A 25,559-nucleotide genomic window follows, 5' to 3' on the forward strand; every position below is an offset into this window, starting at 1 on the left:
CCGGTCAGGAGGGCCGTGGCGGCGCTCGCGAGAAGAAGCTTCTTGATCATCTGGTCCTCTGTCTCCCGTTAGGCGGGATGTGTGCGGGGCGGACAGGACGTCAGGATGTGCGGACGCGATAGTGCATTGTTGCAACAGCGTCGGCGGGGGTCCGGAGGCGGTGGACCGGAAGGTGCGCTGGAGCACATCATCTCGGCGTCGTGATCGAAGGATCGGGAACTATTTCGTGACATCTGCCGCGTCGCCCCGCCGCGATGACCAATATGTCGGGCGTCGCCCGCTCATCTCTCCGCGTCTCGCCACGCGCGGGCGATCCGATCGCGCCGAACCGCTTCGGCGAAACGCTTGATCCAAGTTGTTGTCCGCGCCGTCGCGCGCAGTGAGGCTTCAACCGAAGAAGACGCCCGAGGCGACCCCGAGGCGACGTCGCGGAGGGCGCTTCATGGATCGATCGGCCTGCTTCCACGACGCGTCCCAGATGGCTGAACGTCCCCTGGATTCCGACGCCGGTCTGGTTCGGGCCTCGTGCCGGCTGGCGACCGCCCGCTTCCTCGAGGACATCGTGACGATCCTCCGGGAGACGGCCCGGGAGATCGCCGGCTCCGATGGGATTGCCGTGGTGCTGCGCGAGGGCGACGCCTCATACTACGCCGCCGAGGACGCCATCGAGCCGTTGTGGCGCGGCCGCCGGTTTCCGTTGACCTACTGCGTTTCGGGACGGGCCATGCTCGATGGCGCGACCATCGTCGTGCCGGACATCGAGTGCGATCCCCGGGTGCCGATCGCGGCCTACCGACTGACCTCGATGCGCAGTCTCGTGGTGGTTCCGATCGGCTCCCCCGAGCCGGTCGCCGCCCTCAGCGCCTATTGGTGCGCCTCCGTCATCCCCGACGACGGGACCGTTCGCCGGCTCGAGGGTCTGGCCCGGCACGCGGCGGCGGCCTTGGATCGAATCCGTCCGAGCGGGCCGTGACGGTCGGTGCCGGCCGTTCGGATCCTGCGGGCCGGCGGGATCGATCGGCCGCTCAGGCCGTTCCCCGCCTTCATCGCCCTGCACGGAAGTCCCAGACCCGCCTCATGAAGCGCCTCACCCTCATCGGCATCTTCGTCGCCCTGCTACTCGCCATTGTGGCGATCGCGGCCACGTGGTCGACGGTCACGCCCGTCAATCCGGCCGTCGCGCCGGATACGTCGTCGACACCCAACCCCACCGCTCAGCGGAAATGATGCGGCATGACGGGCCTCCCGGCGTGCCGATCCTGATCGACCGGACCCGCTGATGAAATCTCCGTCGAGATTCTGGCAAAGAGGCACATTTCTATGCCAGATCATCCCGGTTGTGCGGCCGGGATTCGCGTCATGAGTGAGATTTCGAGGACGCCGATCGACGCGACCGACGGATTCAATACGCCGTTCGACCGGTTGCAGGCCGCCCTCGATGCATCCGGTGTGGTCGGCGCCTGGGAGTGGGACATCCGCCGCGGCACCATAGTCTATGATGCCGGGGCGGCCCGGTTGCTCACCGGCGATCCGGCCCTCGCCGGTACGGAGATCAGCGGCGCCGACGCGCTGGCCGCCGTCCATCCGGACGACCATCCGTGGCTGCTGGACCAGGTCCAGCGGGCCGTGCGGTCGGGTGATCTGGTGCTGGCCGAGTACCGCGTCGTGCAGGGCGGAGCCGAGCACTGGCTGATCAGCCGCGGACGGACCGTCCCGGATTCCGCAGGGCGGCCGATCCGGGCGCGCGGCATCATCATCGACATCACGGAACTCCGGGAAGGCGGCGACCGCTACGTCTTCACCAGCGCGGCGGCGCCGGACGACCCCTTGAGCCGTGCGGCCGATCTGGCCATCGCGCTCAGGCAGGCGCTCGGCGAGGATGCGGCGGCGGAACTCCGCCTCGCGGCCGACGGATTGTTGATGAGCCTCGGCCGCGCCCTGGCCCGGACGATGGGTCGACGCTGAGCGGGATCCGGGTGACCTCCGACCGGACCGCCCGCGCGATCCTCCGGGAGGGTCCGCCGGGCTGGCCGGGAGGAACGCAAGGCACAGGATCTCGAGGCCGCCCGCGAAGCGTTCGGAACGCGTGCGCCGGACGTTCGGCCGGCCCGGCGAAAGCGTCCGATCCTGCGGCTCTCGGCAGCGGTCCCGCGTTCGCGGCCCTGCGGATCCCGGGCCCGACGAAGCTCCCGAACGCGGCGGCCAGGACACCCGGCCGCCCGAGCCGCCGCGCGGCATGCCAACCTGGAGCGCCTGACGGCGATCGCCGGCACGGTCCGGGGCCGTCGCGCCGGGCCACCGCCGACCGTCGCGTCGGCGACGCGCCTGTTCGCGATGCCATTGCCGGTTCCGGCAAGCGGGCGGCTGCGCCGCACGGGTGCCGAATCTGGCCGCCACCCGGGTGTCCATGATCCCGGACGATCTTCGGTGGCACGAGACGGGTCGTCACGCGATCCCGGCGACCGACGCGGCGCCATCGCCTCTCGGAGGCCGTAGGGCACGAGAAAATCGGAATCTATTCGATGAGTCTTCGTTCGATTTTTACCTTGTTTAAACCCTTGTTGAGCCCAAACGATCTGAACGTAAACCGCTATTTGGAAATCTGCACATGAACGAGACCTTCGATGAAGCCTCCAACACCTTGGCCGTTATAACGGCCGAGCTTGTTGCGGCCTACGTGTCGAACAATCCGGTTCCGGCCTCGGAGTTGCCGGCCCTGATCGCGCGGGTGCATGGCGCGGTCAGCGGGCTCGTCGCCGGGACCCTGACGCCGGAATCCGGGGCGGCGCCCCAGGCCGAGATCGAGAAGCCGGGCGCGGCCCAGGTCCGCAAGTCGGTCCGGCAGGACGGGATCGTCAGCTTCATCGACGGCAAGACCTACAAGACGCTGAAGCGCCACTTGGCCAGCCACGGCCTCGATCCACGCAGCTACCGGGACCGCTACGGCCTTCCGGCCGACTACCCGATGGTCGCCCCGGGCTATGCCGAGCAGCGCTCCGCCCTCGCAAAGGCGATCGGCCTGGGCCAGCCCGGCGCCATGGCCCGTCGCGGCGGCGCGAAGCGCTGATCCCCCGCGGGCGTGACGTCGCCGGACGGCGCCGCGTCCCGTTCCCCCCGACGGAGCCGGGATCGTCAATCGTCCGTCACGGCGACGGACCGGCCGGGGGCAGCCGCGGGGAGATCGTCCGCCTCCGTCCGGCCACGGCATAATCCCAGGCGATCAGCCGTCTTGCCGGTCGAGGCGCTGCGCCATCGCCCTTCGCCGCCCGGTGATCGGCAAAGGCGATCGGCAAAGGCGATCGTCTCGGCCTCCCTGAGACGAATCTCCGCAGGTCTCGTCTCGGGACCAGGGTGCATCGCGCTTCGAATTTGTATAGAACAGATCATGAACAGAGCGCTTCGGATCGGCAGTTTCAACCGCCGACGCGTCCTGTCTCGGATCGCGGTGGAGCCCTGTGGATTGATCGAGAGAGCCTCAAGGCCGACGCGGCTGTACCGTTTCCATTGTACGGACGGCCACGAGCTGGTGACCGACCTGTGCGGCAGCCGGTTGCCCGACGGGGCGCCGATGCGGGCCCATGCCGAGCGCGTCGCCCTCGCTCTGATGGAGCGGGTCGTGGAGCGGTTCGATTGGTCGGGCTGGCAGGTCGAGGTCTACGACGCCAAGGGGCGGCGCGTCTGGATCCGGGCCTTTCCCGACGTGAACGTCGACACGCGGGCCGCCTGAGGCGGGCGGCCGCCGAGAAGGAGAAGCAGATGGCCTACAAGCCGAAATCCGCCGCGGAGACCAAGGCGCGGGATCTGGGGCTCGCCCTGGCCCGGATCGCCGAAGGGGCTGGCCTGCCGGCGAGCATCGGGGTCGATCAGGTGCGGCGCGCGAGTCCGCGGCTGACCCCTCTGGCGGTCGGCCAGATGGTGCGCAAGGAGCGGGACACCGTGGAGGCGACCCTGGCCGAGCGCGGACTGGCGCTCGTCGATTATTCCGATCAGGGGCCGGGTCGCGGGATGGAATTCTGCATCGACACGGCCACCTGAGCGGCTCGATCAGGCGGTCGCCGGGCGGCTGCGCAGGAGGCGGCCCAGGAGGCGGAACGGCAGCAGCGGCAGCTTGATCAGCGCCGTGACCACCAAAACCGCCACGACGGTAAGAAGCGCCAGAACAGAGTTCATCATGCGCGTCGGACTCCCATGACCGGCTCGCCCCTCGGGCCGGGAGTGCTACGAGGCGCCCGGAACACGGCGAGACTATGAACGGGTCAGAGCCATTCGGTCGCAGCCGGGCGTCGGGGATGAGCGTGGGCTCTGTGACTCCGCTCGGGTGGTCCCACCCCGCAGGCCCACGCCGCGCCGTCGGGAAGCGGTTCGGGAAGCGGTTCGGGGAGGAGTTCGACATGTGCAGGGGTCTCGCCGGCGGCTTGGCCGGGTTCGCGGTCACGGCTGTGCTGTCCCTGGCCGGGCCAGCCGCCGCCCAAGTCCAAGCTCCGATCGTCCAGGCTCAGGTCCATGTGCGCTATGCCGATCCGGACCGGTTCACCGATGCCGAGAACCGGTTCGGCTCCGGGCAGCCGCTCCGGGTCACCCTCGCCGAGCTGACCCGGATCTTCCGGGATCTCGGCACGGCGCGGCTCCGCCCGGATGAGCGCCTCGACATCATCGTCCTCGATGTCGATCTCGCCGGCTTCGAGCGCCCCGGCTTCGCGACGCCGACGGGCCTGCGGGTCGTGACGGATGCGACGCCGCCACGGATCCGCTTCGCCTATGTCCTGCACCGCGGCGGTCGAATCGTCGCGCAGGGCGAGGACACGGTGACGGATATCAACTTCCTGCTGACGTCTAACCCGCGTTTCTCCACCGGCAGCCTGTATTACGAGCGCCAGCTCCTGCGCGACTGGTTCGCCCGGCGCTTTCCGGAGCCGGCGGGCCGCCGCTAGGGCACGTCACCGGCGGTTCGTCCCTGCATTCGTCCTGTCGGATCCGACAGGGCCGCGGACATCCGCCGTGGCCCTCGTGGAGCGCGCTGTGGCGTGGTGGCGTGAAGACCGATGCGATGTCGCGACATCCGGCCTTCCGGACCCGTGAGATGGTTGCAAGACCCGGAACCGATGGCCGCTTCGACGATGAGGGCGCCCCTATCAAGCCCCGGGGCTGTGTAGTACCTGGTCGTGATCTGCACGACGGGCCGCCCCCGGGCCGGTCGCGGAACGATCCCCGCTCCAGTCCCGCGGCGCTCGCCCGGGCTGGAGCCTCCAGTCGGTCACCGCATGAGCGAGGCCTGCATCTTCTCGGCCGGCTGCAGCGAACTCGCGGACCTGGTCCGGACCTATGATTGGACGCAGACGCCGCTGGGGCCCCTGGCGGATTGGCCCCAGAGCCTGATCTTCACGGTCAGCACCCTGCTGCAATCGCCGGTGCCGATCGTGCTGCTGTGGGGCGAAGACGGCATCATGATCTACAACGATGCCTATTCCGTCTTCGCGGGGGCGCGCCATCCCAAGCTCCTCGGCTCCAAGGTGCGCGAGGGCTGGCCCGAGATCGTCGATTTCAACGACAACGTGATGCGTGTCGGACTGGCCGGCGGGACGCTCTCCTACAAGGACCAGGAACTGACCCTGCACCGCTACGGCCAGCCCGAGCCGGTCTGGATGAACCTCGACTACTCGCCGGTCTTCGGCGCGGATGGTCGGCCCGCCGGGGTCATCGCCATCGTGGTCGAAAGCACCGAGCGGGTGTTGGCCGAGCGCCGCCTGCGGGAGAGCGAGGAGCTGTTCCGCACCCTCGCCCAGGGGATCCCGCAGCTCGTCTGGCGCGCCGCGATCGACGGTGCCTGCATCTGGTCCAGCCCGCAATGGCACGCCTATACGGGTCAGACCGAGGCGACGAGCCGGGGCTGGGGCTGGCTGGACGCGGTCCATGCGGACGATTACGCGGCGGCCGAGACCGCTTGGCGCGAGGCTCCGGTGAGCGGCCACCTCTCCTTCGAGCACCGGCTCCGCAACGCGGCCGAGCAGCGCTTCTGCTGGTTCCAGACCCGGGCCGCCCCGGTCCGCGACGCGCAGGGCCGGATCGTCGAGTGGCTCGGAACCTCGACCGACATCGACGATCTGCGCCAGTTTCAGGAGCGGCAGCAGGTCATGGTCGCCGAGCTGCAGCACCGGACCCGGAACCTGCTCGGCGTCGTGCGCTCCATCGCCCAGCAGACGATGGCTCAGACCGGGCCCGGCGAGACGTTCCGGGAGCGCTTCAACGACCGACTGTCCGCCCTCTCCCGGGTCCAGGGCCTCCTCTCCCGCTCGGATCAGGAGCCGATCACGCTCCGCGCCCTGATCGAGACGGAACTCGCCGCCCTCGACGCTCCGGCCATGCAGGGGCGCATCCGGCTCCACGGCCCCATGGTGCGGCTGCGCAAGGCGACGGTGCAGACCTTCGCGCTGGCCCTGCACGAACTCGCCACCAACGCGCTGAAATACGGCGCGCTCACCAGCGAGGAGGGGCGCCTGACGGTGACGTGGCGGACCTACCGGGCGGACGATGGCGGCGGCCGGCTGCTGGTGGAATGGGTGGAGGACGGTCTCGTTCGTCGACCGGATTCGGCGGACGCGCCGCCGCGGGGCGGATACGGGCGGGAACTGATCGAGCACGCCCTCCCCTATGCCCTCAAGGCGACCACCAGCTACGAACTCGGCGACACCGCGCTCTATTGCGCGATCAACATTCCCCTTCCCGACGGAGAAGCCGCAGGCAGCCCCGCATGACCCCGACTCCACGCACGCTGGCCGGCAGGCGGGTCCTGCTGGTCGAGGATGACTACTTCATCGCCATCGATCTCAAATCCGGCTTCGAGGCGGGCGGTGCCGAGGTGCTGGGACCGGTGCCCAGTGTCGGCGAGGCGCTGGCGCTGATCGCCCGCACGGCCGCGATCGACGCCGCGGTGCTCGACATCAACCTGCAGGACGAGCTCGTCTACCCCGTCGCCGACGCGCTGCACGCGCGGGGTGTGCCGTTCCTGTTCGCGACCGGCTACGATCCGGTCGCGGTGCCGTCCCTCCACGGAGCCGTGGCCCTCTGCCAGAAACCTCTCGACCCGCAGATCGTGACGCGCGCGCTGTTCGGCTGAAGCACCGGGTCCCGCGCCCGCGCCGGACCCGGTTGTCGGGGCTTCGGCCAATCGGGCGGGTGTTTCCCGTGAAACATCTCCGCCTGCGCGCCGCTCTGCATCGGAGCGCCGTTACTGTCCCGAACGACACGAGACGGGCTTCGGACGGAGCGGCCATGCATCGGCAGGGGATGGTGGGCCCGCCGTGCGGCTCATCGATCCCCGAAGGCGCGCACGAGGGCCCCGGCGGCCAGCCACAATCCTCTCAGGAGCCATCCGACCAGCCGAACCGCCTGGACCAGCAGCTCGATCCCTTCGAGCAGATCGACCAGCCGCCGCAACCGGCCGGGCCGGCGCGATGCCGGCTCGGCCTCGATTGACGGATCGCCCGATTCTCTGCGGTCCTGCATGCCTCTCTCCGGAGCACGGCGCCGGCCTGCGTGCGGTCGGCGTGCCTCACCATGCGGCCTGGAGGCCTGCGGCGAAGACCTGGGCGGTGGCGCCCGGACGCACGTCACCGGTGTAGCCCAGGGTCAACCGCACGCCGTCCGCCACCGGCCCGGTCAGGCTCACCCCCAGGACCGCCCCGTCCCGGCCGAGGGCGCTGGTGCGGGCGGCAAACTGCGCCCCGAACAGGCCGGAGCGGACCACCGCGTAAGTGTCGGCCAGCTCGTGCGCCCAATAGGCCCGACCCTCCAGCCGGAGGTCCGGCACGCCCGCGAAGGCCACGCTCGCCACGCGGCCGCCCACGAGGTTGCGCGCCGCGTCGAGATCGGCCACCGCGAATCCCTGGCCGCCCAACCCTTGGCCCCCGAACCCCTGGCCCACCAGGCCACCCCGCTCGGCCACCCGGCCGCGCGTCAGCCGGTCGTAGCTGAACCCCACCTCCGGCACGACCTCGACCGGCAGATCCACGGCCAGCGCGTACCCGGCAAAGCCCGCCACCCCGCCGTTCCAGCCCGAGGCCAGACCGCTCGCCTGCGACACCGCCGTGCCCAGGGCCACCGTCCGGTCGATCCGCCCGTCCGCGTACGACACCCCCGCCGTCCCGCGCAGCACCACCGGCCCCAGACGCGTCTGCGCGTACAGGCTGCCGCCGTAGCTGTCCGTGGTGAACCGGCCGAGCCCCGCCCCCCGCGACGTGCCGGTCTCGCGCAGGTAGCTGAACGCCCCGCCCACCTGCGTCTCCGCCCCGACCTGCCGGTCGACGCCCACGAGCAGGCCGCCCGCGCCGTAACCGGCGCCCGAGGCCGCCCGATCGCCGGCCCGGTCGCCGAACCCGTACAGCGCGTCCGCCCAGACCCGGCCCTCGCCCACCGCCAGCGGCTGGTCCGGCACCCCGGCGGCGCCGCGCACCTGCAGCGCCGTGCGGTTCGGGCCCAGGCCCGGATCGCACGCCCCGAACGCCGCCGTCCCGCCGCCCAGCCCGCGCTGGTGCCGGTCGATCGCGTCGGCGATCAGCCGGCGCGCGGAGAGATCGGTCATCACCGCGTCGCCGTAGCTCTGGCCCGACAGGCTGGCCAGGCTGCCCGGCAGGGTGGCCGGGCTGGCCGCGTAGAGCGGATCGTAGACCCGCGCCCGGGCCGCGTCCGGCCGGGTGCCGGCGGCCGGGCGGGCGACGTCCAGCGCCGCGCCCACGGCCTGGGCGTTGCCGGTCTGGGAGAGGCCCAGCCCGGCGAGGTTGCCGTAGGCCGCCGGCGTGACCACGAGGTCGAGGCCGGTGGCGGCGTAGAGGGCGTCGAAGCGCGTGCCGGCCGGAAGCCCCGTCGTCGGCTGGGCGAGGCCGGTGAACGAGCCCGACAGCCCCCCTTGAGCGGTGAGGACGCCGAAGCGCTGGCCGAGGGCCGGGGTGAAGGCGTTGGTGGCGTTGCCGGTGAGGCCGCGCAGCTCCGGCACGAGGGTGCCCCCCGCCGACACCGTGCCGGTGGCCCCCAGCGCCAGGAGCCGGGCGTAGCTGCCGGCACCCGTGCCGGTGCCGGGTCCGTCGATGTCGAGGCCGAGACGGCTGCCGGGGGCGAAGGCCACCGGGCCGAGCACCGTGAGGGTGCCGGGGGAGTTGCCCGGCCGCAGGGCGCCGGCCACCGTGACCGGGGCGGCGATCGTGCCGATGCCGCGCAGGGTGCCGGCGGCGGCCACCGTCACGGGCGAGGCCCAGAGGCCGTTGAGTGCGAGCGTGCCGGCCTGGATCGTGGTCGGGCCGGAGAAGCGGCCGGTGCCGGTGAGCGTGAGCGTGCCGGTGCCGGCCTGGGTCAGGCTGGTGGGGCTGGCGGTCTCCAGGATGGCGCCGGCATAGGTGGTGGAGGCCGGGCCGGCGACCGTGAGGGCGCCGTTGCCCAGGACGGCGGAGGCGGGGCCCGACAGGCTCGCCACCGTGAGGGCGCCGCCGCCGAGGTCGAGGGCGCCGGCATTGGTCAGGGTGGTGAGGCCGGCCAGCGGCCCGGTGACCTGGATCAGCCCGGTGTTGGTCAGCGCGCCGTTGAGCTGCCCGGACAGGCGGGCGAGGCCGGTATTGGTCAGGTCGGTGGTGAGGGTGCCGTCGCTGGCGACGAGGCCGGCATTGCCGAAGCCGGCCGGCGCGGTGAGGCTGGCGGTCTGGGCGAGGACGACGATGCCGGCATTGGCGAGTGGCCCGGCGAGGCTGTAGCGGCCGCCTGCGGTGACGGCGAGGGTCGCGCCGGCGGCGTTGGCGAGGGTGCCGTCGCTGGCGACGTTGCCGGAGACGGCGAGCAGCCCGGCGTTGTTCGCGATGGCGCCGTCGATGCGGCCGGCGCTGGCCAGCACGGTGCCGGTGTTGGTCAGGCCGCCCGCGAGGGCGCCGCTGCTGGCGAGGCTGCCGGTGTTGGCCACCCCGCCGGTGATCGTGCCGGTGTTGAGGGCCAGCCCAGCATTGGCGAGGCCGCCCGTGATGGTGCCGCTGTTGCCCAGGACGCCGAGATTGCCGACGCCGCCGGAGACCAGGCCGGCATTGAGGAGGCTCGCCGCGGGGCCGATGCGGACCGGTGCGGCGAGGCTGCCGGTGGCGGTCAGGGTCAGGGTGCCGGCGCCGACCAGGGCGCCGCCGGTGACGGTGTTGGCGGCCGACAGGATGGCGGTGCCGGGTCCGGTCTTGACGAGCACGCCCGGCTGGCTGCCGTCGGCGATCGGACCCGCGAAGGTGGACGTGCCGCCGTCGATCTGCAGGGTGCCGGGGCCGGAGAGGGTGAGCGGGCGGGCGGTGGCGAATCCGTCGGCCAGGACCTCGAGGGTGCCGCCGCCGAGGGTCAGGCCGGTGCCGGCGGCGCCGAGGTTGGCGTCGCGAGAGACGGCGAGGGTGCCGCCGTAGACGGCGGTGCCGCCGGCATAGCTGTTGGTGCCGGCGAGTTCGAGGGTGCCGAGCCCGGTCTTGATCAGGCCGCCGACGCCCGAGATGTCGTTGGCGAAGCGGCCGTAATAGGCTTGGCCGTTATAGGTGGTGTTGACCGTCCAGGTCGAGGTGAACTGGCCCGGACCGTCGATCGCCTTGCCGAGGTTGAGCAGGCCCCAGCCGAAGGTGGCGTTCGGGGCGTTGGCCGGTCCATCGCCGAGGTGGGTGGCGGTGGTGAACATCGTCTGGGCGATCTGCGGCGCCGTCAGGAACGGGAACGCCTGCATCAGCACGGCTGCGGCACCGGAGACATGCGGCGCTGCCATCGATGTACCATTTTTTAACCCGTATCCGCCGCCTGGAACGGTCGAGTAGATACCCACGCCGGGGGCGGCTATACACCAAGCTGCTGTCACGCCGCATAGATTGCTGAAAGATCCGATTTGATTGTTTTTGTCAGTTGCGACGACTGAAACGATGTAGCCTGACAAGTCTGAAAAATCGACCTTCGACTGATCGATCGGCCGATTTTGACCATCATTGAGCTGATAGACGCCGATGTTTGCGTTGCTTGGACGTATGAAAGGATAGAACGCAACGCCGGTCGGATTGACGGCGACTTTTTCCTGATCTTCACGCTCATTGCCAGCCGCAAAGACTAGCAGCATACCTTTGTCTGCGGCACGTTTGAGGGCGCTGTACTCCGCCAGTGCGTCGCCGTATTCGTATGATTGTATTTTCAGCTGAACGTAATAAGGATTAGATATTACATTGCCGTTATCATCGAGAATGAGCTTGGTCGGCAAGGAGGGGCCATAGCTGCCATTGAGAACTCGCGCCCCATTGGCTGCCGCGAAATCAACCGCGGCATTGGCATCGGTCGAGATTTCGTTGAGGCCCAATCTCTGCTTGATAAAATTGGCCTCGGCCGGGCCCATAATCGCATTCAGTGAGAGCAGCGTGCTTTCAAAAGCGACGCCCATCATCTCGCCGCCGGCTGCAGATGCCCCGATCGTTCCTGAAACGTGCGTCCCATGACTGTTGAGGTCGACGAGAAGAGTGCTGCGGATCGCTCCAGGGGGATCGGTGAGCCAAAAGTTCCGAGAGGCAGACGATATCCGCCCAGCAAATTTCGGGTGATTGGGGTCGATGCCGCTATCGACAACTGCCACCGAGACGCCGAGCCCCGTATAGCCATGCGCGTAAGCCGTCGCGGCATTGATCGCGGCGAGCCCCCAATCACCTTGGTAAGCCGACCAGTTCGAGAAATCAGCCGCTGTCAGTCCGAAAGTCGAGGGCGAGCGCGCCGGCACGGTCTGCGCCGCCACAGGTCCCAGAGCCAGCGCGAGCGTGGCGAGCGAGCTGCCGACCAGCAATCCCATCCGGACGGGGCCGCACCGTCGCGTTCCGGCGCCCGTGCTCCTGCTCGGATCACAGGATCCGGTCGCATGCTCGACGTCGCTATACTGTTGGACCATCGGACTGACCCCCGTCATGCCTGTCACAGACTTTGCGCGGGGGTTAGAAAATGCGGCTTTAACGAACTATCACATTGCAGCCACACTCTGCGCCACGCGCAACATTCTGAAACGGGGATCCCCCTTTCTGAGACGGAAGGAACCATCCCACCGGCGCGCAGGTCAGAATCCTCCGATGCTGGGCCCGCTGCGGCCCGGTCGGGCGACACCTGCGTCGAATCGCACGCCGCAGCGACAAACGACAGTGTACAGCTGCTCGGGGCGGCGGGAGATAGGAGGACTGTCCGGATGGACGCGGCTAACGTGCGGGACGACCCGACCGCGTTGCCACGCGTCACCTTGGGGCAGGCCCTCGTTCTTCATCGGTCGCGCTAACAGCAGGTGTCAGGCTCCACGTATGTCTTCCGAGGAGAGAAACCGGGACCCGGACGTGGCACCAGCCGGCGGCGCCGCCCCAGGCGGCGAGGTCGCCTGCCTGCGGTTCGAGCCGCCCGGTGATCCGGAGGCGCTCGGCCGGGCCTGGCAGGACCATCTCGCGCCCATCTTCGACGTGAGCTTCCGCCCGGAGACCGATCTCACCATCCCGATCGCGATGCGCAGCTACCATCTCGGCGACCTGCTGGTCGGCGACGTGGTGGCGCCGGCGCACACCCTCGTGCGGACGCGGGAGATGATCGGCCAGCAGGGCCTGGATCACATCCTGCTGCAGTTCTACCGCCGGGGGCAGAGCCGCGTGGAGACCGATCACGGCACCGGCCCGGTGAACGAGGTCCAGTGCATCGTCTTCGATCTCGCCCAGCCCGTGCGCATCGTCGCGGGCGCGGTCGACGCCACCAACGTCGTGATCCCCCGCGCGCTTCTGGAGAAGCAGGGCTGCCACCCGGACGCCCTGCACGGCCGCCCCCTCGACCATGACGGCGACCCGTTCGGGCGGCTGGTCCACAATTTCGTCGCCAACGTCGTCGCCTGCGGCGACCTCCTCGACCGGCGCGAGGCCCTGGCGGCCTCGACGGCGATCACCCAGCTCTGCGCCAGCTGGCTGCGCGGCCAGGAGGAGGGGCGCCCGTCCCAGAACCAGGACGTCCGGATCCGCGTCCGCCGCCTCGTCGAGGCGGAACTCGGCAACCCGAAGCTGACGCCCGCCCTGGTCGCGGCGCGGCTCGGCCTGTCGCGCTCGACCCTGTACCGCCTGTTCGCCCCCAACGGCATCGTGGCGTATATCCGCGACCGGCGCCTGATGGCGGCAATGCGGATGCTCGTGCGCGACGATGCGTCCAAGCCCCTGCGCATCTCGCAGGTCGCCTTCGCGGTCGGCTTCTCGGACGAGCGGACCTTCCGGCGGGCGTTCAAGCGCCGGTTCGGCTTCATCCCCAGCGATGCGTCCCAGCGCCTGGACGCCCACCCCGACCCCGCGCCCGGGGCCGTCCTGCGCAACTGGATCGAGAGCCTCTGACATGCCGCGCCCGTCCACCGGTCGACGGCGCGCCGTCGCGCCTGCGGGCGTCGTGGCGTTCTGCCTCTGCCTCGCGGCCGCCGTGCCGCTCGCCGCGGACCCTTTGCGCGCCGAGACCCGGGACACGGCTCGGGCGGCATCCGAGGGCGTGTCGGAGGGGCCGCCCCTCGCGCTCCGCACGAACGATCCCGAGACGTGGCGGGTCGCGACGCATCCGGTGCCGCCCCTGGTCATGGAGGCGGAGGGCCGGCTGCGCGGGTTCAGCATCGATCTCTGGAACGCCATCGCCCGGGAGCTGGGCGTCCGGACCGCCTTCGTCCGCGTCGACGACCTGCCGGCGCTGTTCGGGGCGGTCTCGGACGGGCGCGCGGACCTCGCCATCGCGGCGGTGTCGATCACCGCGGAGCGCGAGCGGCGGTTCGACTTCTCGGTCACGATGCTGGAGACCGGCCTGCGCATCGCCGTCCCGGCGGCGCCGGACGCGACCGGCTCGGCCACCGGCCGGGCCCTCCGGGCGCTCCTGAGCGACGCCACCTTCCTGCAGGTCCTCCTGGGGCTCGCCGCCCTCATCCTCGCGGTGGCGGCGCTGATCTGGTGGCTCGAACGCCGCCATCCCGGCGGCATGGCGGCGCGGGCCCGGCCGGCGCACGGCTTCGCCCATGTCCTCTGGTGGGCGCTGAGCAGCCTCGCCGCGCAGGCGGAGGAGATGCCGCGCAGCCCCCTCGCGCGGGCCATCACGGTGGTCTGGCTGTTCACCTGCATCGCCCTGGTGGCGTGGTTCACCGCCGGCCTGACCAGCACGGCGACGGTGGAGCGCCTGCGCGGCGCGATCAACGGCCCGCAGGATCTGCCGGGCAAGCGGGTGGGCACGGTCGCCCACACCACGTCGGTCGCCTATCTGGCGGACCACTTCGCCACGCCGGTGGGGTTCGCGAGCCTGGAGGAGGCCTGCGCGGCCCTGCAGGCCGGCACGGTCGCCGCGGTGGTCTACGATGCCCCGGCCCTGAGCTACTACGCGACGCAGCCCGGCCACGCGCCGCTGCGCCTGATCGGGCCGGCCTTCAACCGGCAGGCCTACGGCATCCTGTTCGCGGCGAACGACCCCCGGCGCAAGCGCGTCAACCAAGCCCTCCTCGGCCTCAGGGAGGATGGCCGCTACGACGAGATCTACAGCCGCTGGTTCGGCTCCGAGAGCGGCGAGGCTCAGGATCGCTGAGGCGCGCCGCGGTGGCGGTGGGCCTCGGCCGGGTGGCGCGCGGGCAGCCGGTCCCCTTGGCCGAAGAGCTTCGCTCGCAGCGAACCCTCGGCATAGGCGGTCTTGTAGAGGCCGCGATCCTGCAGTTCCGGGATCACGAGGTCGATGAAGTCGGAAAAGCTCTCCGGCACGACGATCCGGCTGAGGTTGAAGCCGTCGACCTCGCCCTCCTCGATCCAGGCCTGGAGCTCGTCGGCGATGGCGACCGCGTCGCCGGTGAGCACCGGGTAGCGGCCGCCGAGCTGCAATTCGGCCAGGAGGTCGCGCTTCGTCAGCCCGCGCTTGGCCGCCGCCGCCGTGGCCGACTGGATGGCGTTGCCCGGCGCGTAGGGGATCGCCTCGTCGAGGCCGTAGCGGGCGAAGTCGATCCCCGTGGAGGCGGAGAAATGCGCGAGCCCTGCCTCCGGGCTCGCGTAGGACAGGTATTCGTCCCGCTTGGCCTCGGCCTCCGCCCGGGTCCGGCCGGGGATCACCGCGAGGCCGACGAAGACCTTCACGTCGTCGGGATTGCGGCCGGCCGCGACCGCCTCGGCCCGGATGGCGCGGACGGACTCGCGGGCGGTGGCCGTGTCGCGGGCCGAGATGAACACGCACTCGGCATGGCGGCCCGCAAAGGCGCGGCCGCGGCCCGAGGCGCCCGCCTGGTAGAGGACCGGCGTGCGCTGGGGCGACGGCTCGGACAGGTGGTAGCCGTCGACCGCGAAGAACTCGCCCCGGTGGGCGACCTTGCGGATATGGGCCGGATCGCTGAACACCCGGGCCGCCCGGTCGCGGCGCATGGCGGCGTCGTCCCAGCTGCCCTCCCAGAGCCGGTAGAGAACCTCCAGATACTCGTCGGCATAGTCGTAGCGCCGGTCGTGTGCCGGCAACGTGCCGCCGCTCTGGGCGCGGTGGGCGCTGTCGAGGTAGCCGGTGACGATGTTCCAGCCGATCCGGCCGCCGGTCAGGTGGTCGAGGGTCGAGAGGCGCCGGGCGAAGGTGTAGGGCGCCTCCTGGTGGACGTTGATCGTCACCCCGAAGCCGAGATGTTCGGTCACCGCCGCCATGGCGGCGATCATCACGGTCGGGTCGTTGACCGGGAGCTGCACGGCCTCCCGGGCGGTCACGTCGATGCCGTCGCCGTAGACGTCGTAGACGCCGATGATGTCGGCGATGAACAGGCCGTCGAACAGGCCGCGCTCCAGGAGCTTCGCCTGGTCGGTCCAGTAGCCCAGCGTGTTGTAGGCCGACGAGCGGTCGCGCGGGTGCGTCCAGAGCCCGTGATTGATGTGGCCCACGCAGGCCATGTTGAAGGCGTTCAACAGGATCTGCTTCTTCTGGGCGGCCATCAGAGCGCCCCGTGCCGGGGCGGCAGCCGGCCGTCGAGGTGGTAGGCGCCGATCCAGTGATACTTCCAGCGCACCGGATCGTGCAGGGTGTGGGTGCGGACGTTGCGCCAGTAGCGGTCCAGGGCCTCGGCCCGGTCGGTGGCGGAGGTGCCGCCGAGTTCGAGGAGCCTGTTGGACGCCAGCAGCCCGGCCCGGTGGCTCGCCGCCCGGGCCTCCGCCACCGCCACGGAGGCCGCCGCGACGTTGTCCGCATCGGGGGCGTCCTGCGCGGCGTCCACGAAGCGGCCGGCCCGCGTCAGCAGGGCGTCGGCCGCCGCGAGGCGGACCTGGACGTCGCCCAGCGCGTGGAGGGTCAGGGGATCCTCGCCCGCCCGGGTGACGCCGGAATCGATCCAGGGCCGGGCGCGGTCCCGCACGAAGGGCAGCGTCGCCGCGAAGGCGCCTTCGCCGATGCCGAGATCGATCCCGGCGTGCAGGATCTGCGCGAAGGGGCCGATGGCGGTGGGCCGCTCCAGCGAGGCCTGGAACGGCACCACCCAGCCGGGCTCCACGGCGACCCGCTCGAACAGGACCGAGCCCGAGCCGGTGACCCGCTGGCCGAACCCGTCCCAATCGTCCACCAGGGTCACGCCCGGCGCGTCCCGGGGGATGAAGACCAGGTAGGTGGCCGTGCGGCCCGCCTCCTCGGCCTCGACCAGCGTCGGGATGCGGTGGGCATAGAGCGAGCCGGTGCAGTAATACTTGCGGCCCTCGACGAACCAGCCGGCCGGATCGCGCACGAGCCGGGTGCGGCGGGTGTGGTCCCGCGCGCCGATCTCGGCCAGCGCATTGCCGAATCGCTCGCCCGCCAGGACGCGGCCGTAGAGGTCGCGCTTCTGGGCCTCGGTGCCGCCGTTGCGGAGCACCTCCAGGGCGTAGAAATGGTTCTGCGGGATCTGGCCGAGGGACCCGTCCGCCGCGGCGATCCGGGCGATCACCTGCGCGACCGTGGCGCTGTCGAGGCCGGGGCCGCCATAGGCCTTCGGCACCGTGATCGCCCAGAGGCCGGATTCGCTGAAGCGCTCGACCTCGGCGACGGGCAGGCGCCGCTCGAGATCGCGCGCGACCGCGGCCTCCGCGAACGCGGCCGCCAGCGCGTCGGCGATGGCCAGCGCCGCCGCGGCGTCGGCGATCACCGGCACCGGGCGCGGCGGTGCGGGCGCCTGCGTGAAGGCGGTCTCGTGGGGCTGGAGTGGCATGGCCCGATCCTCAGTTCCACTGGTGGCGGGCCGGCAGCACGCCGTTCAGGGCGTGGTTGCCGAGGAGGTGGTACTTCCAGCGCACGGGGTCGTGCAGGGTATGGACCCGGGCATCCCGCCAGAACCGGCCGAGATTGTACCCGTCGCGGGTCGCCGAGGCGCCGGCGAGTTCGAGCAGCCGCTCGGAGGCCTCCAGGGCGACCTCGGTGGTGAGGATCTTCGCCTGCGCCACCGCCACCGAGGCCTCGGCCGCGCTCTGGGCGGTGACGGGGGCCGCGGCGATCCGGTCCAGGGTCCGGCCGGCCCGGGCCAGGACCGCCTCGGCGGCGTGGAGGTCGACCGTGAGCCGTCCGACCTCGCCGAGGATGTGGGGATCCTCCGCGACGGTCTCGGCGGTGAAGGGATAGGGCCGCGTCCGGGTGCGCAGGAAGTCGAGGGCGGCGGCGACTGCGCCCCGGGCGAGGCCGGCATCGATCGCCGCGTGGATCAGCTGGGAGATCGGCCCGAACAGGCCCGGGCGCCCGGCGAGGGGCGCGAGGTCGATCGTCAGATCCGCCTCGACGGGGGCGTTCTCGAAGATCACGCTGCCGCTCGCCGTGGTGCGCTGGCCGAAGCCCTGCCAGTCGTCCACGACCCGCACGCCGGGGGCGTCCCGGCGCACGAAGACCAGGAGCAGTCCTCCGTCGGGGCCGACCGCGCGGGTCGGGATCCAGTGGGCGAAGAGTGCGCCGGTGGAATAGAAGCGGTGGCCGCTCAGGCGCGGGCCCGCCGGCCCGGATGTCAGCCGCGTCTCCACGCGGGTGATCGCCTTGCCGTTGCGGGCGGGGCCGGCATTGCCGATCCGGTGGCCGGCGAGGACGTCGCGGTAGATCCGCGCCTGCTGGGCGGGGCTGGCGGCGACCGCGACCAGCGCCAGGACGCCGAACTGGTTCTGGGGGATCTGCGCCGCCGAGCCGTCGGCGGCGGCCAGGATCGTGAACACCTCGGCCAGCGTCGCGTAAGAGACTTCCGCGCCGCCATGGGCCCGCGGCACCGTGAGGCCGCCGAGCCCGCTGTCGGTGAACGCCGCGATCTCCCCCCAGGGCAGGCGCCGGTCGCGGTCGCGCTCGGCCGCGCCCGCCGCGAAGATCCGGGCCACGGCCTGTGCGGCTGCGATCGCCTCGGCGTCGGATCCGATCCGGTGCGGGGGCGACGGCGGCGGGGGCATCGGCTCGGCCGCCCCGTCGGCGACGGATTCGTCCATGTCCAGGCTCATGGGTGCAGGCTCATGGGTGCAGGCTCATGGGTTCAGCCTCAGGGATGCGGCCTCGGGTGTGGGCCGCCTCGTGCCGGGGCGCGGGGCCGTCAGCGGGCCCGGAGCCGCCGCACCGCGGTGTCGCCCGCGAACTGGACCACGCACACGAGGGCGATCAGGATCGCGATCACCACCATCATCACGGTGGTGTCGAAGCGCTGGTAGCCGTACCGGATGGCGACGTCGCCGAGGCCGCCCGCGCCCACCGCCCCGGCCATCGCGGAGGCGCCGATCATCGACACCACCGTGATGGTGAAGCCCGCGACGATCCCCGGCAGCGCCTCGGGCAGGAGCACGTGGGCGAGGATGTGCCGGCGTCGGCAGCCGATGGACTGGGCGGCCTCGATCAGGCCGGCATCCACCTCCCGCAGCGAGACCTCGGCGATCCGGGCGAAGAACGGGGTGGCGCTCACCGCGAGCGGCACGATGGCCGCCCAGACGCCGATGGTGGTGCCGGCCACCAGCCGGGTGAACGGGATCAGCGCCACCAGTAGCACGATGAACGGCACGGCCCGGAAGCCGTTGACCACGGCCCCGACCACCCGGTTGGCCGCCGGTGCCGGGACGATGCCGCCGGGCCCGGAAATGACGAGGAACAGCGCCAGGGGCAGGCCGGCCAGCACGGCGATCCCGGCCGAGACCCCGACCATGAGCCCGGTGTCGAGGAAGGCCTGCCAGAGGCGGTCGATCATCTGCGGGGTCATGCGGGGCTCCGGGTCGGTGGGTTCGAGGGGGAACCGCTTGCGCGGCGGAGTCTCTGCCGGATTCCGCGGGGAAGGCGGCCCATCGTCGCCTCACCCCGCCTCCGCTTCCGGGGCGACGTAGCCGAGCCTCTCGACGGCCCCGCCGAGCGCCCGCAGGCGCGCCTCCACGTCCGGATCCGCGCCCGGGACGGCGACCAGCATCCGGCCGACCGCGTGGCCCTGGATCCGCTCGATGCCGGCCTGGAGCAGGCGCACCGGCGTGCCGGCCGCCACGGCGAGGCCCGAGAGATCCGGCGTCCCCTGCCCGGCCCAGGTGATCCGCAGGATCGCGGATCCGCCGGGTGTCGGCAGCGGCTGCAGCCGGTCCGCCAGATCCGGCGGCAGGCCGCGGGTCAGCGGTTCGAGCAGCGCCTGCGTGGTCGGGTGCTCGGGCGCCCCGAAGACGCGCCAGACCGGCCCGGTCTCGACCACCCGGCCCCGTTCCAGCACCACCACGTCGCTGCAGATCTCGCGGATCACGTGCATCTCGTGGGTGATCAGGATGATGGTGATCCCCAGGCGCCGGTTGATGTCGCGCAGCAGGTCGAGGATCGCCAGCGTGGTTTCCGGGTCGAGGGCGGAGGTCGCCTCGTCGCAGAGCAGGATCTCCGGATCGCTCACGAGGGCCCGGGCAATGCCGACCCGCTGCTTCTGGCCGCCGGAGAGCCGCGACGGGTAGGTGTCGGCCTTGTCCTCCAGGCCGACGAGGCGCAGCGCCTCCGCGACCCGCGGGCCGATCGCGCTTCTGGGGACGCCCGCGACCGTCAGCGGCAGCGCCACGTTCTGCCGGACGGTCTTGGCCGCCAGCAGGTTGAAGTGCTGGAAGATCATGCCGACGCGCCGGCGCAGGGCCACGAGCCCGTCGGTGTCGAGGGCATCGACGGGGGCGCCGTCGACCAGAACCCGGCCGGAGGTGGGCGCCTCCAGCCGGTTGACCATGCGCAGGAGGCTCGACTTGCCCGCCCCCGATCGGCCGATGATGCCGAAGATCGCCCCCGCCGGAATGGCGAGGTCGACGCTGTCGAGCGCGCGGACCGGTCCGGCGGCGGACGGATAGGTCTTGGAGACCGCCTCGAACCGTACCGTGCCGGGCCTCCGGCCGGGCGCTGCGGCCGGACCTGCGGCCGGACCTGGGGCGGTGGCCGCGGCGCCCGGACTCCGCCGTCCGGTCGCGACCGGCGTGCCCGGAGTGTGCAGGCTGTCGAAGACGAGGCCGACCATCAGTTCTGCCACGCCAGCAGGTAGAGCTTGTCGCTGTCGGCGAAGGACTTGCGGATCTGCCGCTTCACGGCGTCCGAATTCTGAAACAGGGTCACGAACTTCCGGATCGCCGGGTCGTCCTTGCGGGACGTCTTGGTGACGAAGCTGACCGTGAACAGCTTGTCCTCGATGCCGGAATAGATCAGCCCGCTGGTCGGGTCGAAGCTTCCGGCCGCCACGATGAAATGCGGATAGCCCTGCGCGAGATCGACATCGCCGGTGATCCGCGCGAGCTGCGGTCCCTCGACCTCGGTGAATCGCAGCTTCTTCGGGTTCTCGACGATGTCGTCGAGGGTGCCGAGGAAGCCGACACCGTCCTTCAGCCTGACCAGCCCGGCCTTCTGGAGGAGCAGCAGGCCGCGGCCCTGGTTCACCGGATCGTTGGCGAGCGCCACCGACCCGCCCACCGGGATCTCGTCGAGGCGCTTATGCTTCAGGGAGTACAGGCCGATATTGGACAGGATCCCCTGCCCGACGATGTCGAACGCGTAGCCCTTCTGCTTGGCCGCGTTCTCCATGAAGGGGCGGTGCTGGAAGAAGTTCACGTCGATGTCGCCGGCATCGAGCGCGACGTTGGGCGTCGTCCAGTCGCTGAACTCGACCACCTTCACGTCGAGGCCCTCCGCCTTGGCCTCCCGGGCCGCCACCGTGACGGCATCGCCGTAGGCCCCGGGCACGACGCCGATCCGGAGGGCCTCTGCCCCGGCGGAGGATGCGCCGAGGCAGAGCGCCGCGACGGCGAGGAGACGCAGGATCTTCATCGGGCAGGACTCCGGCGGGGCAATGATCGGGCAATTCCGGATGTGGAGCCGCGAGACAACGGTCGGCATCCGACGCGCAGGCGCGGGCGATCCATCGATTCGATAGGCACAATCTTGTCCGGATGAGCTTCTTGAGAAAGTCTAGATCAGCTCAACGCGATCCGAAATTCCAAAGATGATCGTTTATCGACATGAAAGATCTCCGGAAGGCCCGGTCAGGGGGATGCGGATGCTGCGTGCATCCCGTACGGCGCCTCTCGAGCCTCGTCTCGGACGAGACCGGACCAGTGCCCGTCGGATCGGGACCGTACCGGTCATCGAGCACGAACCGTGGCTCATCCAAGACCGCGTTCGTCCGCGAACAGGCCGCGACCGATAGCCCTGGATCCGGGGGATGAGCCTGCGCGGGAGGATTCCGTGCCCCGTTGGGCGGCACCCAGGCGACGCCGGCACAGCCTGGGGACCGCGCCCGACGTCCGCGTCCCCGGCCGACGGCGATCCCCGCAGATCTGTCGCGCGAGAAGACATCGAGTGTCTGTTTTCGCGACACTTTCCCGGCTCGACGGCGCGTATGGCCCTGACTCACGAAAATGTAGGCTCCCGCCACCGCGGGCATCATCCCGGATCCGGAACCCGGCCGTGTCCGAAACGTCGGGCCGGTCGCGACCACCGCGGCCGATCCCCGGCCGGGGCGGGCTGGCCTGTCCGGGGAGCATGATGGCGCAGGGGAACGACAGAGCGCGCGCGGCCCACGCGGCCGTGTCCGGCCCCGTGGGCGCGCCATGACCGCAGATCACGGTGTCTTCGCCTTCGCGCATGTCGGCGATCTCCATCTGGAGCGGAGTTCCGACCCCCATGCCGCCGACCTGCGGGCGATCCTCGCGGAGGTGGACGGGCTGCACGGACACGGCCTCCTCGACTTCGCCTACCTCCCGGGCGATCTCGCCGAGGACGGGCGGGCGGAGCAATACGCGGTCCTGCGCGAGGCCCTGCACCGGCACCCGGACCTGCCGGTGCGCCTGATCGCCGGCGACCACGACCGCCAGCACGGCACGATGACGGATTTCGACGCGCTGTTCGCCGCGGTGGCGGGCAGCCCCCGCGGCGGCGGCCACGCGGCGCGGCGCCACGACCTGCCGCGCCCGCACGACCCGGCCCCCGTCACGCATTACTACTTCGCCGAGACGTTCGCGGGCGTGCGCTGCCTGTTCCTCGACATGGTCAGCCCCGGCTACGGCCGGAAGGGGTTCGGCCTCGACTTCCGGCTCGGCCCCTGCCAGCTCGCCTGGCTCGCCGAGGAGCTGGCCCGGGCCGACGAGGAGGGCCGGCCCTGCGCGGTCTTCACCCACACCTACCCGGACGATCTCTGCGTGCCCGACGAGAAGGCGGCGCTGGCCGGCCTGATCCGCCACCACGGCGTGCGCCTCGTCGAGATGGGCCACACCCACTACAACGAGCTCGCCCCGGACGGGCGCACCCTCTACGCGGCGGCCCGCTCCGTCGGCCAGAACGAGGACGGCTCGGTGGGCTACGCGGTCGCGGCGATCGACGGGCCGGTCACGAGCTGGCGGTTCAAGCCCCTCGACCGGGCGCTGCCCTTCGTGATGATCACGAGCCCCGCCGACCGGCGCCTCGCCACGGCGCCCCTCGCCATGGCGGACGGCCGGATCTCCGTGCGCGCCCTCGTGCTGTCGGACAGGCCGCAGGGCGACTGGTGCTGCTGCGTGCGCGTCGATGACGGGCGGCCCCACGCGATGGTGCCGGACGGGCCGCGCACCGTCTATGCCCGCATTCCCTGGCCGGAGGGCGCCCGCCGCCTCGCGGTCACGGTCACGGACGGCACGGGGCAGGCCGATACCGAGGTGATCGAGCCCGTGGGCCGGAGCTTCGTCCCGCCGCCCGCACCCGATCGCCCCGGCAGCGACGCCACCCGGCTCCCCGCCTGGCCGCAGAAGGGGCTTCGGGGCGACCAGCTCGGCCCGAACCGCAACGGCCGGCCCTGGTAGCCGGACTCACCCGAATCGCTGCACACCGCACCGCACGATCCACTCCACCAGAGGACCACCGGACCCGATGGGCGCGCTGACGCTGACCCCCAATATCGCGACCTGGGCGATCGCCGCGCTCGCCACCCTCGGCGTCATCCTGCGGCCGTTCGCGTGGCCGGAGGCGATCTGGGCCGTGCTCGGCGCTGGCGCCCTCGTGGCCCTCGGCCTGCTCGCCCCCGCCACCGCCTGGGACGGCGTCCTGAAGGGGACCGACGTCTACCTGTTCCTCGTCGGCATGATGCTGATGTCGGAGGTAGCCCGGAAGGAGGGCCTGTTCGACTGGCTCGCCTCGATCGCCGTGCGCGCCGCCAAGGGCTCGGCGACGCGGCTGTTCACCCTGGTCTATCTCGTCGGCACCGTGGTCACGGTGTTCCTGTCGAACGACGCCTGCGCGGTGGTGCTGACGCCCGCCGTCTACGCGGCCACCAAGGCCGCCAAGGTGGAGAACCCCCTCCCCTACCTGTTCATCTGCGCCTTCATCGCCAACGCGGCGAGCTTCGTGCTGCCGATCTCGAACCCGGCGAACCTCGTGGTCTTCGCCGAGCACATGCCGCCGCTGGTGCGCTGGCTCGGCCTGTTCGCCCTGCCCTCGCTGCTGGCCATCGCGACGACCTACGCGGTGCTGCGGCTGACCCAGGCGAAGACCCTGCGCGGGCAGGAGGTCGCCACCGACGTCGAGGCCGTGTCGCTGTCCCGCACCGGCCTCGTGGCGGGGATCGGCATCGTGGCCACCGGCGGCGTGCTGATCGCCGCCTCGGCGCTCGGCCTCGACCTCGGCCTGCCGACCTTCGTGGCCGGGCTCGCCACCACGATCGTCGTGCTGCTGCTCAAGCGCGGCGGCCTCGTCGAGGTGGCCAAGGACGTGTCGTGGAGCGTGCTGCCGTTGGTGGCTGGCCTGTTCGTGCTGGTGGAGGCGCTGGAGAAGACCGGCGTCCTGGCGATGCTGGCGGACCTCCTCAAGGGCTACGCCCACGCCGCTCCGGAGGCCACCGCCTGGGGGGCGGGCGGCCTGGTCGCGGTGCTGTGCAACCTCGTCAACAACCTGCCGGCCGGCCTGATCGCGGGCGCCGCCGTGCAGGCCGCCCACGTTCCCGAGAAGGTCGCGGGCGCGATCCTGATCGGCGTCGATCTCGGGCCGAACCTCTCGGTCACCGGCTCGCTCGCCACGATCCTCTGGCTCACCGCCATCCGCCGCGAGGGCCAGGATGTCGGCGCCTGGACCTTCCTCAAGCTCGGCCTGCTGGTGATGCCGCCGGCCCTCGCGCTGGCGCTCGCCGGCCTGCTCCTCGTCTGATCCCTTCCCGGAAACCCAAGGTCCGCGCCCGTGACGGCAGCCCTCCTCTATCCCTTCATCCTGGTGGCGGGCGCGCTGCAGGCGATCGGCAACGCCATGAACGCGCAGCTGCGGGGCCGCATGGTCAATCCGTGGCTCGCCGCGACGGTGTCGTTCCTGCCGATCGTCTTCGTGTTCACGACCCTGTTCTTCACGATGCCGACGCCGCTGCCGAGCCTCGACAGCTTGAGCAAGATGCCCTGGTACGCACCCCTCGGCGGCCTGGCCGGCGCGGTGGCGGTGTTCGGGGGGCTGGCTTTCATCGACAAGGTCGGCGCCGGGCCGTTCAACGGCCTGACCCTCACCGCCAACATCCTCACCTCCCTGGCGATGGACGCGCTCGGCCTGTTCGGCCTGCAGGCCGCGGGCTTCAAGCCGATGCCCTGGCTCGGCGGCCTGCTGATGGCCGTGGGCGTGATCTTCATCGCGCGCTCGGGGGGCAAGAGCAACGGCGGCGAGGGGCACGGCGAGGGGCACGGGATGTCGGGCAAGCTGCTCTACCCGTTCATCCTCGTGGCCGGCGCCCTGATGGCGATCGGCGTGGTCTGGAACGCGCAGCTCCGCGGCGCCCTGGAGAACCCCTGGCTCGCCGCCACGGTGTCGTTCGTGCCCGTGGTGTTCGTGTTCGCCCTGATGTTCCTGCTGCGGCCGTCGCCGCTGCCGACCCGGGACGACATCGCGGGCGTTCGCTGGTGGATGCCGCTCGCCGGGATCACCGGGGCGGTGGCGGTGTTCGCCGGGCTGCTCTTCGTCGACAAGGTCGGAGCCGGGGCCTTCAACGGCCTGCTGATCACCGCCAACCTCCTGACCTCGGTGGCCCTGGACCATTTCGGCTGGTTCGGCATGAAGCAGGTCAAGGCCGGCCCGCCGCGCCTGATCGGCGCCGCCGTGATGGTGGCCGGCATCGTGCTGATCTCGCTGTTCTGAGCATC

Annotated in this window: 23 protein-coding genes; 14 read left to right on the plus strand and 9 right to left on the minus strand. The window is 71.3% G+C overall.

The annotated features are described in order from the left end of the window. Positions 1-478 precede the first annotated feature (478 nt). The 6 genes from BM396_RS27510 (at position 479) to BM396_RS27535 (ending at position 4,035) form a co-directional block, all read left to right on the plus strand. A complete protein-coding gene (locus BM396_RS27510) occupies positions 479-973 on the plus strand; it encodes a GAF domain-containing protein (protein ID WP_043386694.1) in 495 nt (164 codons plus the stop codon). A 104-nt stretch (positions 974-1,077) separates the two neighbouring features. Continuing rightward, positions 1,078-1,227, plus strand: a complete 150-nt coding sequence (locus BM396_RS33005; RefSeq protein ID WP_164706361.1) for a hypothetical protein — start codon at positions 1,078-1,080, stop codon at positions 1,225-1,227. 132 nt (positions 1,228-1,359) lie between these two features. Next, entirely contained in the window at positions 1,360-1,965 is a 606-nt protein-coding gene (locus BM396_RS27515) for a PAS domain-containing protein (protein ID WP_043386602.1), read from the plus strand. A gap of 643 nt (positions 1,966-2,608) precedes the next feature. Beyond that, positions 2,609-3,067 carry a Ros/MucR family transcriptional regulator gene (locus BM396_RS27525; RefSeq protein WP_043348035.1) on the plus strand — a complete coding sequence of 153 codons (459 nt, stop codon included), beginning with the start codon at positions 2,609-2,611 and terminating at the stop codon, positions 3,065-3,067. A 318-nt stretch (positions 3,068-3,385) separates the two neighbouring features. Next, the gene (locus BM396_RS27530) at positions 3,386-3,727 is read left to right on the plus strand and encodes a DUF6894 family protein (RefSeq protein WP_244538979.1); all 342 of its coding nucleotides are present in this window, start codon (positions 3,386-3,388) and stop codon (positions 3,725-3,727) included. A 29-nt stretch (positions 3,728-3,756) separates the two neighbouring features. Then, the gene (locus BM396_RS27535) at positions 3,757-4,035 is read left to right on the plus strand and encodes a hypothetical protein (protein ID WP_043348032.1); all 279 of its coding nucleotides are present in this window, start codon (positions 3,757-3,759) and stop codon (positions 4,033-4,035) included. Between the two features lie 9 nt (positions 4,036-4,044). Here BM396_RS27535 and BM396_RS33740 read toward each other — a convergent pair whose 3' ends face one another. Further along, entirely contained in the window at positions 4,045-4,173 is a 129-nt protein-coding gene (locus BM396_RS33740) for a hypothetical protein (RefSeq protein WP_257787387.1), read from the minus strand. Between the two features lie 218 nt (positions 4,174-4,391). Between BM396_RS33740 and BM396_RS27540 the strand changes: the two genes are divergently transcribed. The 3 genes from BM396_RS27540 to BM396_RS27550 all read left to right on the plus strand — a co-directional run bounded on the left by BM396_RS27540 (position 4,392) and on the right by BM396_RS27550 (position 7,114). Next, a complete protein-coding gene (locus BM396_RS27540) occupies positions 4,392-4,931 on the plus strand; it encodes a DUF3016 domain-containing protein (protein ID WP_043386604.1) in 540 nt (179 codons plus the stop codon). 330 nt (positions 4,932-5,261) lie between these two features. Beyond that, positions 5,262-6,752, plus strand: a complete 1,491-nt coding sequence (locus BM396_RS27545; protein WP_043386606.1) for a sensor histidine kinase — start codon at positions 5,262-5,264, stop codon at positions 6,750-6,752. Beyond that, positions 6,749-7,114, plus strand: coding sequence for a response regulator (locus BM396_RS27550; protein ID WP_043386608.1), 366 nt, complete (start codon positions 6,749-6,751; stop codon positions 7,112-7,114). Before BM396_RS27545 ends, BM396_RS27550 begins: the two co-directional genes overlap by 4 nt. A 191-nt stretch (positions 7,115-7,305) precedes the next feature. Here BM396_RS27550 and BM396_RS27555 read toward each other — a convergent pair whose 3' ends face one another. Then, positions 7,306-7,503 carry a hypothetical protein gene (locus BM396_RS27555; RefSeq protein WP_043348020.1) on the minus strand — a complete coding sequence of 66 codons (198 nt, stop codon included), beginning with the start codon at positions 7,501-7,503 and terminating at the stop codon, positions 7,306-7,308. Positions 7,504-7,549: 46 nt separating this feature from the next. Further along, positions 7,550-11,932, minus strand: a complete 4,383-nt coding sequence (locus tag BM396_RS27560) for a S8 family serine peptidase (RefSeq protein WP_043386611.1) — start codon at positions 11,930-11,932, stop codon at positions 7,550-7,552. 412 nt (positions 11,933-12,344) lie between these two features. Here BM396_RS27560 and BM396_RS27565 point away from each other — a divergent pair, with 412 nt between their 5' ends. Together BM396_RS27565 and BM396_RS27570 are read left to right on the plus strand one after the other, a co-directional pair. Next, on the plus strand, positions 12,345-13,367 hold the full coding sequence (locus BM396_RS27565; RefSeq protein ID WP_236961936.1) for a helix-turn-helix domain-containing protein: 1,023 nt from the start codon (positions 12,345-12,347) through the stop codon (positions 13,365-13,367). 1 nt (position 13,368) lies between these two features. Next, positions 13,369-14,583, plus strand: a complete 1,215-nt coding sequence (locus BM396_RS27570) for a transporter substrate-binding domain-containing protein (protein ID WP_043386615.1) — start codon at positions 13,369-13,371, stop codon at positions 14,581-14,583. On the opposite strand, the gene BM396_RS27575 is transcribed toward BM396_RS27570, so the two are convergent. The 6 genes from BM396_RS27575 to BM396_RS27600 form a co-directional block, all read right to left on the minus strand. After that, on the minus strand, positions 14,571-15,950 hold the full coding sequence (locus BM396_RS27575; protein WP_043386618.1) for an LLM class flavin-dependent oxidoreductase: 1,380 nt from the start codon (positions 15,948-15,950) through the stop codon (positions 14,571-14,573). The two genes, BM396_RS27570 and BM396_RS27575, sit on opposite strands and share 13 nt — an antisense overlap. Next, complete coding sequence (locus BM396_RS27580; protein WP_043386621.1) at positions 15,950-17,188, minus strand: SfnB family sulfur acquisition oxidoreductase; 1,239 nt, start codon at positions 17,186-17,188, stop codon at positions 15,950-15,952. Before BM396_RS27580 ends, BM396_RS27575 begins: the two co-directional genes overlap by 1 nt. 10 nt (positions 17,189-17,198) lie before the next feature. Then, the gene (locus BM396_RS27585; protein WP_043386623.1) at positions 17,199-18,443 is read right to left on the minus strand and encodes an SfnB family sulfur acquisition oxidoreductase; all 1,245 of its coding nucleotides are present in this window, start codon (positions 18,441-18,443) and stop codon (positions 17,199-17,201) included. Positions 18,444-18,532: 89 nt separating this feature from the next. Further along, positions 18,533-19,186 (minus strand): methionine ABC transporter permease, encoded by a 654-nt coding sequence (locus BM396_RS27590; protein ID WP_043352323.1) that lies wholly within the window; start codon positions 19,184-19,186, stop codon positions 18,533-18,535. Between the two features lie 90 nt (positions 19,187-19,276). Beyond that, positions 19,277-20,446, minus strand: coding sequence for a methionine ABC transporter ATP-binding protein (locus tag BM396_RS27595; RefSeq protein ID WP_043386625.1), 1,170 nt, complete (start codon positions 20,444-20,446; stop codon positions 19,277-19,279). Continuing rightward, entirely contained in the window at positions 20,446-21,246 is an 801-nt protein-coding gene (locus tag BM396_RS27600) for a MetQ/NlpA family ABC transporter substrate-binding protein (RefSeq protein WP_043352335.1), read from the minus strand. Before BM396_RS27600 ends, BM396_RS27595 begins: the two co-directional genes overlap by 1 nt. 782 nt (positions 21,247-22,028) lie before the next feature. Between BM396_RS27600 and BM396_RS27605 the strand changes: the two genes are divergently transcribed. The 3 genes from BM396_RS27605 to BM396_RS27615 all read left to right on the plus strand — a co-directional run bounded on the left by BM396_RS27605 (position 22,029) and on the right by BM396_RS27615 (position 25,554). Continuing rightward, positions 22,029-23,252 carry a metallophosphoesterase family protein gene (locus BM396_RS27605; RefSeq protein ID WP_043386627.1) on the plus strand — a complete coding sequence of 408 codons (1,224 nt, stop codon included), beginning with the start codon at positions 22,029-22,031 and terminating at the stop codon, positions 23,250-23,252. 67 nt (positions 23,253-23,319) lie between these two features. Then, on the plus strand, positions 23,320-24,588 hold the full coding sequence (locus tag BM396_RS27610; protein ID WP_043352329.1) for an arsenic transporter: 1,269 nt from the start codon (positions 23,320-23,322) through the stop codon (positions 24,586-24,588). Between the two features lie 30 nt (positions 24,589-24,618). Then, positions 24,619-25,554 (plus strand): DMT family transporter, encoded by a 936-nt coding sequence (locus BM396_RS27615; protein WP_043386629.1) that lies wholly within the window; start codon positions 24,619-24,621, stop codon positions 25,552-25,554. Positions 25,555-25,559: the final 5 nt, after the last annotated feature.

Origin of the sequence: Methylobacterium sp. UNCCL125, assembly GCF_900116795.1 — a bacterium.
Taxonomy (GTDB): domain Bacteria; phylum Pseudomonadota; class Alphaproteobacteria; order Rhizobiales; family Beijerinckiaceae; genus Methylobacterium; species Methylobacterium fujisawaense.